Source organism: uncultured Caulobacter sp., from assembly GCF_937900395.1.
GTDB lineage: Bacteria > Pseudomonadota > Alphaproteobacteria > Caulobacterales > Caulobacteraceae > Caulobacter.
In genome coordinates this window covers 1-8,183 of the sequence record NZ_CALCDX010000027.1, presented here as the reverse complement: position 1 = coordinate 8,183, position 8,183 = coordinate 1, and the positions used below count along the sequence as shown (strand labels likewise).

General features: G+C 66.6%; 10 protein-coding genes. 1 reads left to right on the top strand and 9 read right to left on the bottom strand.

Going from position 1 to position 8,183, the window contains the following annotated elements; translation table 11 throughout:
• A partial coding sequence (gene nusA, locus Q0379_RS02180; protein ID WP_299003814.1) for a transcription termination factor NusA occupies positions 1-794 on the bottom strand: 794 nt, incomplete at its 3' end.
• Positions 795-796: 2 nt separating this feature from the next.
• Positions 797-1,372, bottom strand: coding sequence for a ribosome maturation factor RimP (gene rimP, locus Q0379_RS02175; protein ID WP_066682324.1), 576 nt, complete (start codon positions 1,370-1,372; stop codon positions 797-799).
• Between the two features lie 237 nt (positions 1,373-1,609).
• Between rimP and ppa the strand changes: the two genes are divergently transcribed.
• Complete coding sequence (gene ppa / locus Q0379_RS02170) at positions 1,610-2,143, top strand: inorganic diphosphatase (RefSeq protein ID WP_291878929.1); 534 nt, start codon at positions 1,610-1,612, stop codon at positions 2,141-2,143.
• Between the two features lie 37 nt (positions 2,144-2,180).
• Here the strand turns inward: ppa and trmB are convergent, their stop codons facing one another.
• The 7 genes from trmB to Q0379_RS02135 form a co-directional block, all read right to left on the bottom strand.
• Complete coding sequence (gene trmB / locus Q0379_RS02165) at positions 2,181-2,861, bottom strand: tRNA (guanosine(46)-N7)-methyltransferase TrmB (protein WP_299003808.1); 681 nt, start codon at positions 2,859-2,861, stop codon at positions 2,181-2,183.
• A gap of 208 nt (positions 2,862-3,069) precedes the next feature.
• Positions 3,070-4,293 carry a methionine adenosyltransferase gene (gene metK / locus Q0379_RS02160; protein ID WP_299003807.1) on the bottom strand — a complete coding sequence of 408 codons (1,224 nt, stop codon included), beginning with the start codon at positions 4,291-4,293 and terminating at the stop codon, positions 3,070-3,072.
• A 108-nt stretch (positions 4,294-4,401) separates the two neighbouring features.
• Positions 4,402-4,827: a helix-turn-helix transcriptional regulator gene (locus tag Q0379_RS02155; protein ID WP_299003805.1), complete on the bottom strand. Its 426-nt coding sequence runs from the start codon at positions 4,825-4,827 to the stop codon at positions 4,402-4,404.
• A 28-nt stretch (positions 4,828-4,855) separates the two neighbouring features.
• Positions 4,856-6,448: an apolipoprotein N-acyltransferase gene (gene lnt, locus Q0379_RS02150; RefSeq protein ID WP_299003802.1), complete on the bottom strand. Its 1,593-nt coding sequence runs from the start codon at positions 6,446-6,448 to the stop codon at positions 4,856-4,858.
• Positions 6,445-7,365: a hemolysin family protein gene (locus Q0379_RS02145; protein WP_299003800.1), complete on the bottom strand. Its 921-nt coding sequence runs from the start codon at positions 7,363-7,365 to the stop codon at positions 6,445-6,447. Before Q0379_RS02145 ends, lnt begins: the two co-directional genes overlap by 4 nt.
• Positions 7,366-7,373: 8 nt before the next feature.
• Entirely contained in the window at positions 7,374-7,829 is a 456-nt protein-coding gene (ybeY, locus tag Q0379_RS02140; RefSeq protein ID WP_299003816.1) for an rRNA maturation RNase YbeY, read from the bottom strand.
• A gap of 36 nt (positions 7,830-7,865) precedes the next feature.
• On the bottom strand, positions 7,866-8,183 hold a 318-nt coding region (locus tag Q0379_RS02135; RefSeq protein ID WP_299003798.1), incomplete at its 5' end, for a PhoH family protein.

Genomic DNA, 8,183 nt, shown 5'->3' with positions numbered 1-8,183 from the left:
CCGCGCATGCCGACGCAGGCGCCGACGGGATCGATCGAGCTGTCGTTCGAGATGACGGCCATCTTGGCGCGCGAACCCGGGTCGCGGGCCACGGCGCGGATCTCGATGACGCCGTCGTAGACTTCCGGCACTTCCTGGGCGAACAGCTTGGCCATGAAGCCGCCGTGGGCGCGGCTCAGCATGATCTGCGGGCCCTTGGTCTCGCGACGGACGTCGTAGATGTAGGCGCGGATGCGGTCGCCGACGTTGAAGTTCTCGCGCGGGATCGACTGGTCGCGGCGCATGATGCCTTCGCCGCGGCCCAGGTCGACGATGACGTTGCCGTATTCGACGCGCTTGACGCTGCCGTTGACGATCTCGCCGACGCGATCCTTGTACTCATCGTACTGACGCTCGCGCTCGGCCTCGCGGACCTTATGCATGACGACCTGGCGGGCCATCTGGGTCTGGACGCGGCCGATCTCGAACGGCGGCAGGGCCTCTTCGTAGACCTTGCCGATCTCGGCGTCGCGCCAGGTGCGCTTGGCGATGGCCAGCGGCATCTTGCCGATCTCGCCTTCCAGCTCGGCGTCGTCGGCCACGACCTCGATCACGCGCTTCTGGGTCGTCTCGCCCGTGCGCGGGTCGATCTTGACGCGGATGTCGTGCTCGGCGCCGTAGCGGGCGCGAGCGGCCTTCTGCAGGGCGTCCTCGATGGCCTCGATGACGACTTCCTTCTCGATGCCCTTTTCCCGGGCGACCGCGTCGGCGATCTGCAGGAGTTCAAGCCGGTTGGCGGCGATGCCGATGGCCATGGTCAGTCCTCTTCACTTTCGGACAGGTCGTCGTTGTCGGATTTCAGACGAGCGGCGCGCTGTTCGGCGCCCCGCTTCATCAGGGTGTCGGTCATGACGAGTTTGGCGTCGATGATCCAGGCGAAGGGGAAGTAGACGGTCACGTCGTCCTCGCCCTCGATATTGAGGCCGACCTGGTCGTCCTCGATCCCGGCCAGCTCGCCCTTGAAGCGCTTGCGGCCCTCGGCCACGCGGTCGAGCTCGATGCGGGCCTCGAGACCCGCATAGTCCTCGAAGTCCTTCAGGCGGGTCAGCGGACGATCGACGCCAGGGCTGGAGACCTCCAGCGTATATTCGCCGGCGATCGGGTCGGCCGCGTCCATCACCTCGGAAATCGCACGCGAGAGGCGGGCGCAGTCCTCGACGTTCATGTCGCCGCCCGTGCCGTCTTCTAGCAGCGGGTGTTCGGCCATGATCTGCAGACGGCGCTGCTCGGCGCCGCCCATCAGGCGCAGCCGGACGATCTCGTAGCCGAGGCTCTCGGCGACGGGATCGAGCATCTCGATCAGCTCTCGGTCTTCCTGCGTCTTACCGCGCACGTGTCTCTCGAACTCTTCACCGGTCGCCGACCGGCCAAACAAAAAGCGGCAGCCTTTCGGGCCGCCGCTCGAAAGCGCCATCTAGCGCTAACGGACGATGTGGGATGGTTTATAGGCGAATTGGGGTGGCTTGTCGACTCCGACGACGCTCGCCCCTTCCGCGCCGCAGCAATTTGGGCCTATAAGCCCGTCCGCGCAGGCCGCCTCCCCGCGGACCAACACAAGCAAAGAGTCACGATGGACCTCTCCAAGATCCCGACCGGGGCCAATCCGCCTTACGATCTGAACGCCATCATCGAGATCCCGCAGGGCGGCGAGCCGGTGAAATACGAGATCGACAAGGAAAGCGGCGCCCTGATGGTCGACCGCTTCCTGCACACGGCCATGTTCTATCCGGCCAACTACGGCTTCATTCCGCACACCCTGGCCGACGACGGCGACCCGGCCGACATCATGGTCGTGGGTCCGACCCCGGTGGTGCCCGGCGCGATCATCCGCTGCCGCCCGATCGGCACCCTGATGATGGTCGACGAAGCCGGTTCGGACGAGAAGATCCTGGCGGTGCCGGTCGACAAGCTGCACCCGTTCTACACGGGCGTCTCCAGCTGGCGCGACCTGCCGACCATCCTGACCGAGCAGATCGCCCACTTCTTCCAGCACTACAAGGATCTGGAAAAGGGCAAGTCGACCAAGATCACCGGCTGGGCCGATATAGAAGAAACCGCGGACATCATCCGCGCGGCGATCAAGCGCTACAACGAGACGTATTGAATTGCAGAGGGCCGGCGGATACGCCGGCCCTTTTGCTTTAAGCCCTGACGAAGTCCAGGAACACCGGCGCGCAGTCGCCGAGCTTCTTTTCCTCGTAGCGCGTGGTGACGTGGTCGGTGGGGATCGCGTTGCGGTCCGCTCCCTCTTCGGCGAAGCGGAAGTGGGGATCGGCCAGCACCCGCTCGGTCGTCCATTCGGCATAGTCTGCCCAGTCGGTGGCGAAGCGCAGGGCCGCGCCCGGCTTCATCGCCCGCGCCAGCTTGGCGACGAACTCCGGCTGGATCAGGCGGCGCTTGTTATGCCGCGCCTTATGCCAGGGGTCAGGGAACATGATGAAGACGCGGTCCAGGCACGCGTCGGGCAGCCAGTCGACGACATCGCGCGCGTCGCCCTCGTGGATGCGGACATTCTCCAGCGCCTGCTCCTCGACATGGCGCACGGCGCTGGCGACGCCGTTCACGAACGGCTCGGCGCCTATGACCAGCGTCTCGGGATGGCGGCCGGCCTGGGCGGCCATGTGCTCGCCCCCGCCAAAACCGATCTCCAGCCAGACGGACTTGGCCTCGGGCATCAGCTCCAGCGGCTGGAAGGGCCCTTGCGGGACGGCGATCCTCGGCAGCAGGGTGTCCAGCAACGCCTGCTGGCGCGGCTTCACCGGACGCGACTTCAGCCGGCCGAACGAGCGCAGCGGCCCGTGGGGTTGTTGCGGATTGGTCATGGGGCGCTGTTTAGAACCGACGTGAGAAAAAACAAAATTCGCCTTCCTAGGCCTTGCGCCTAGGACCCATGGTCGGGCCAGGACTAGGTAGTCCAGAAAAGCAAACCGCCGGCGTTGCGGATCTCTGTCGAGCGCAACGCCGGCGGAACGATGGGTCCTAGGCACTAAGGCCTAGGAAGGCAATTGAGGTGGCGAAACGGTCTAGCGCTTAAGCCAGGCCCTTCAGCTCGCTGACCAGATCCGTCTTCTCCCACGAGAAGCCGCCCTCGTTGTCCGGCGTGCGGCCGAAGTGGCCGTAGGCCGCCGTGCGGGCGTAGATCGGGCGGTTCAGCTGCAGGTGCTCGCGGATGGCGCGCGGGGTGGCGCCGCCGATCAGCTGCGGTAGGGTCTTTTCCAGGACCGCCGGGTCCACCTTGCCGGTGCCGTGCAGGTCGACGTGGAACGAGACCGGCTGGGCCACGCCGATGGCGTAGGCGATCTGGATCGTGCAGCGATCGGCCAGGCCCGCGGCCACGACGTTCTTGGCCAGGTAGCGGCAGGCATAGGCGGCCGAGCGGTCGACCTTGGTCGGGTCCTTGCCCGAGAAGGCGCCGCCGCCGTGCGGAGCCGCGCCGCCGTAGGTGTCGACGATGATCTTGCGGCCGGTCAGGCCGGCGTCGCCGTCCGGACCGCCGATCTCGAAGCGGCCGGTGGGGTTCACCAGCCACTGGGTCTTCTTGGTGATCAGGCCGTCCGGGAAGATCGGCAGGATGTGCGGCTTGATCAGGTCCAGCACGCGCTTGGAGGTCGCGGCCTTGCCGTCGATCTTCTTCTTGTGCTGGTGCGACACGACGATCGAGACGACGCGCTGCGGACGGCCATTGCCGTCGTACTCCAGGGTCACCTGGCTCTTGGCGTCAGGCTCCAGCTCATGGAGCTCGCCCGAGTGGCGCAGCTCGGCCAGGCGCTTGAGGATGTTGTGGCTGTACTGCAGGGTGGCCGGCATCAGCTCCGGGGTCTCGGTGCTGGCGTAGCCGAACATGATGCCCTGGTCGCCCGCGCCCTCGTCCTTCTTGTCGGTGGCGTCCACGCCCTGCGCGATGTGCGCCGACTGGCCGTGCAGGTAGTTGGCGTACTTCGCCTTCTGCCAGTGGAAGCCCTTCTGCTCGTAGCCGATATCCTTGATCGCGGCGCGGACCTTCGGCTCCAGCGAATGGAGGATGTCCTTGGTCAGCTGCTTGTTGGCCTTCTTGTCGCCGCCCGGCTTGCCGGCGCGAACCTCGCCCGCCAGGACGATGCGATTGGTGGTCACCAGGGTCTCGCACGCGACGCGAGCCTCGGGATCCACGCTCAGGAAGGCGTCGACGACGGTGTCGCTGATGCGATCGGCGACCTTGTCGGGGTGGCCTTCGGAAACGCTCTCGCTGGTGAAGATGTAGGACGAACGGGTCAAGAGACAGCTCCGGCCATGGGAGGCGCGCGGTTACACGCGCGCCATTCGGCGTTCAGTTAGACCGGAACCATATAAAGATATGTTTATGCGGGCAAGCGAGCCTGACGATCAATCGTCTTCGCTCGCCTCCTCCTCGGCCATCGACCGGACGAGTTCGAGAATGCGGCGACGAACCCTGGACCGCGTGATCCGGGGGAACTGGGTCGCCAGCTCGAGCCCTTCCGAGGTCATCAGAAAGTCGTGAACGAAGGGCTCGCCGCCTTCGGACACGCCGTCGGCCGTCGCTTCCAAGCCCTCGAAGAAATAGGCGACCGGCGCCTGCAGGCTTTTGGCGATCTCATAGAGCTTGCTGGCGCTGACCCGGTTCGCGCCGCGCTCGTACTTCTGGATCTGCTGGAAGGTGAGGCCAAGGTCCTCGGCAAGACGCTCCTGGCTCACGCCAAGGATCTTGCGGCGCATTCGAATGCGCGCACCCACGTGCAGGTCGACCGGATTGGGATGGCGTTCGGCGCCCGACAAATCGCTCATACCCACGCTTGATAGCTGAAATTGCGGTTTTAATTCAGCCCGAGTCTTTCGATGGCGCAATAGTCCACAAGGATTTACCTGCTCGCAGGCGAACTGACGCAACCATAGATATCAGTAGAAGCACGCAAAAGGGGAAATCCTCGAAGTTATCGAAGAGCGTGACCTGGCCTCGGCCTGGTATTTGCGCATCGATGACTCCGCGTTGTCCTAGCCCAAGCCGCGCGCCGTCGGCAACTTGACCATCTGCACGTATGACAGCGCTAACACCGGTCGGCGTGGCCCTGAGAATGGGCGTCCCCCGCTCGATCGCGCGATAACTGGCAAGATTCAGGTGCTGAAGCGGGCCGGACGTAACGCCGAACCAAGCGTCGTTCGAGATGTTGATCAGGACCCGAACATCGTTGTTTTGTTTGGATAATCCAGGAAACAGGCTTTCGTAGCAGATCAGGGGCTGCGTCAGCAGGCCGGGCATGACCCGCAGCGGAGCGGGACGCGGGCCGGTCGCGAACCCGTCCCCGAGATGGGCCAGGCTCTTAAACCCAATTTGGGTAAGAAACGCCTCGGCGGGCAAGTATTCGCCGAAGGGAACCAATCGGTGCTTGTCGTAGACGCCGACGACCTCGAGGTCGCTGTCGGTCCGGCGCAGGGCGATCAGGCTGTTGTAGTAGACCGGCTTGTCGATCGGCCCTTCGTAGCGGTAGCCGCCAATCAGCAGCGTCTGGCCGGGGCGGACGCTGTCGAGGATCGCCTGACGCACCCAGGTCCCCGGCGCCAGATAGTCGTTGACCGCGGCCGGCAGCGCGCCCTCGGGCCAGATCACCAGATCGGCCGGCTTTCCCGCATAGGGCTGCGCCGTCAGCGAGACATAGGCCTGGACGATCTGGGCGAAGCGGGCGGCGTCCCACTTGGCGTCCTGCCGGATGTCGGCCTGGACGATCCGGACCGAGACCGGCGGCTCCTGGCGCAGCGGCTTATGCAGAGCCAGGACGCCATACCCGTAGAGCGCGGCCAGGCCGGCCGCCGCCGAGGCCAGGGCGATGCGACCGCCGCGCTGCTCACGCCAGACCGCGGGGGCCGCGACGATCGCCAGGGTGATCCAGGTCAGGCCGTAGGCGCCGACCAGGGCCGCGGCCTGGGAGGGGGCCGAGCCCGCGCGCCAGGTCTCGCCGGGCAGGTTCCACGGAAAGCCGGTCAGGACATGGCCGCGAGCCCACTCCAGGGCCGCGAACGCGCCGGCGAAGGTCAGGAGACGCCAGGCGCTGGCGGGGCGCAGAAGGCGGTAGAGCAGCGCCGCCAGTCCCCAGAACAGCGCCAAGCCCGCCGCCATGGCCGCGATCGCGAACGGCGCCATCCAGCCTTGATTGGCCGCGTCGACCAGGAAGGCCTCGCCGATCCACCAGGTCCCGAGACCGAAATAGCCCACGCCCGCCAGCCAGCCGCGCCAGAAAGCCGAGCGCAATGGTTTGGACTCGTCGACGACGTCCAGCAGGTAGAGCAGCAGCGCGTAGCCCAGCAGGCCGGGCAATAGGCCGAACGGCGGATGCGCCAAGGCGGCCGCGAGGCCAGCGACCAAAGCCAGCAACGGCCCGCTCCAGGCGCGCTGACGAAAACGATTCCAGGCGGTCACGAAGCGTCGAGGCCTTCGGAAACCGTCTCGGCTCCCTGCGCCTGCAGCGAGGGACCGCCGCGCACCCGGACCCGACGCACCCGGCGCGGATCGGCCTCGACGACCTCGAACTCATAGCCGTCGGGATGGGCGATGACCTCGCCCCGTTGCGGCACCCGGCCCGCCAGGGCGACGACCAGGCCCGCGACCGTGTCGATGTCCTCTTCCATGTCGGAGGGCGCCAGCTCGCGACCGAGGGCGGCCTCCAGCTCTTCCAGAGGCGCGCGAGCATCGGCGTCGAAGACACCGCCCGGCCGCGCCACGATCGCGGCGGACGCGGCGTCGTCGTGCTCGTCATCAATCTCGCCGACCACCGCCTCGATCAGGTCTTCCATCGTCACCAGGCCGTCCGTCCCGCCGAACTCGTCGATGACCAAGGCCATGTGGATCCGGCTGGTGCGCATGCGCAGCAAGAGGTCCGCGGCCTTCATCGAGGCGGGCACGTACAACGCCTCACGGCGCAGCTTGTTCAACACAAGGTCGGCGCCGCTGGGGCGCTTCTCGTCCTCGGCCATCAGCCGGAACACGTCCTTGACGTGGATGACGCCGACGGGATCGTCCAGCGTCTCGCGGTAGATCGGCATCCGCGAGTGGCCCGCCTCGACGAACTGGGCGACCAGGGTCTCGAAGGGCGTGGAAAGCTCGACGGCGACGATATCGGCGCGCGGCGTCATCACGTCGGCCACGCGCAGGGTCTGGAAGGCTTCGGCCTGGTCGACGATATCGACCTCGCCGCTCTGGGCCGGCGGCTCGGGCGGACGCGGGGACTCGCCGCCGCCCACGGTCAGCCGCTTGCGCATACGTCTAAGGAACGCCCGCACGCCCCGGCTTCTTCGCGCCGGCGCGGCGGGCTGTTGACTAGGCTCGTCGCTGGGCATGGCCCTGGTCAGCGTCCCTCTTCGTCACTGGCGTAGGGGTCAGGAACGTCCAGCCCCGCCAGGATCTCGCGTTCGAGCGCCTCCATGGCTTCCGCCTCGTCGTCGCGCTCGTGGTCGTATCCTAGGAGATGTAGCACGCCATGCGCCACCAGATGTTGCAGGTGGTGGGCCAGAGACTTGCCCTGCTCCCGCGCCTCGCGGGTGCAGACGCCAAAGGCCAGGGCGATGTCGCCGATCTGGCCTTCGGGGTTTGGCGGCGAGGGGAAGGACAGGACGTTGGTCGCGTAGTCCTTCTGACGGAAGTCGCGGTTCAGGGCCTGGACGCTGTCGTCATCGGTCAGCAGGATCACGATCCCCTGGCCCTCGATGTCCTCGTGCGCGTCCAGCACGGCCTGGGCGGCGCGCCAGACCAGGGCCTCGGCGTCCTCGGCCGCTGTGGTCCAGGCCTCGTCCTCGATCTCGATGTCTACGGTGATGGTCATTTTAGCGGGGAGTACTCTTTACCGAGGCGTGCTTTGCGCCGCGTCGGCGTCATAGGCCTTGACGATCCGTTCGACGAGCGGATGGCGCACGACGTCGGCCGAGGTGAAGCGCGAGACGGCGACGCCCTCGACCCCTTCCAGGATCGAGACGGCGTGGGCGAGGCCCGAGTCTCGCGGGTTCAGCAAATCGACCTGGGTCGGGTCGCCGGTGACGACCATCCGCGCGCCTTCGCCCAGGCGCGTCAGCACCATCTTCATCTGCAGCCGCGAGCAGTTCTGGGCCTCGTCGACGATGACGAAGGCGTGGCTCAGCGTGCGGCCGCGCATGAAGGCGAT